This window comes from Cellulomonas sp. P2_B4 (assembly GCF_056404795.1).
This window is the reverse complement of sequence record NZ_JBFUDI010000053.1, coordinates 1-665: the sequence shown is the minus strand read 5'-3', so window position 1 is coordinate 665 and position 665 is coordinate 1. Positions and strand designations below refer to the sequence as shown.

The following is a 665-nucleotide window of genomic DNA, read 5'->3' as shown; positions in this document are numbered from 1 at the left end:
GTCGTCACTCTGGTCCAGCGCCTCGCGCACCATCTGTGCGCTGACCCAGAACAGGATGAGGATTCCCAGGGTCAGCAGGAACAGCCGCCACGCCGAGACCTTCGGCCGGGAGAGCCGGRACAGCGCCAGCGCGACCACGGCGATCAGCAACGCGCCAAAGGGCCCGGCGCCATCGCCCAGCACGCCCGCACCGGCGCAGCGAAAGACGAGGAACGTCACCAGCGTGATCGAGCCGCCATCGGCGAGGCAGCCGAGCCCATGCCCCAACACTTCATGGGCAAGCGACGCGACCATCGCGACCGCCACGCCGATCGACCAGAGAGTTGGTCGATCGTCCCTCGGCAGGGGCGACGTCATGTCCAGCCGCCCCGCTCGAGCCATGCGATGCCATGGGTGAGGACGGGGCCGGCATCGACCAGCAACGACGGCGCCCGGCCCACCAATCCCTGTCGCCCGCCGCCGGCCGCGACGAAATCCCCCACGATCCGTTCGATGTAATTGTCCGGGATCGCGTCGAGAACCGGCTCGCTGGTATCGAACTCCTCGATGAACCGCCATTCGGTCGCGCCGCGCGTCGCGAACGGCACCTCATAACGGAGGACGCGCTTGCCCGGCAGGCGCGCGCGATGATCGGCAAGGTGCAGCAGCGTCATCGTGTCCCAGGG

The 665-nt window shown here is 68.7% G+C and carries 2 protein-coding genes; both read right to left on the bottom strand.

What is annotated here, in order from left to right:
- The coding region (locus AC1DZC_RS20045) for a hypothetical protein (RefSeq protein ID WP_477044497.1) at positions 1-357 on the bottom strand (357 nt) is incomplete at its 3' end.
- Positions 354-665 (bottom strand): AAC(3) family N-acetyltransferase (locus tag AC1DZC_RS20040; RefSeq protein WP_477044496.1); only part of this gene is annotated, 312 nt, incomplete at its 5' end. The genes AC1DZC_RS20045 and AC1DZC_RS20040, both read right to left, overlap by 4 nt.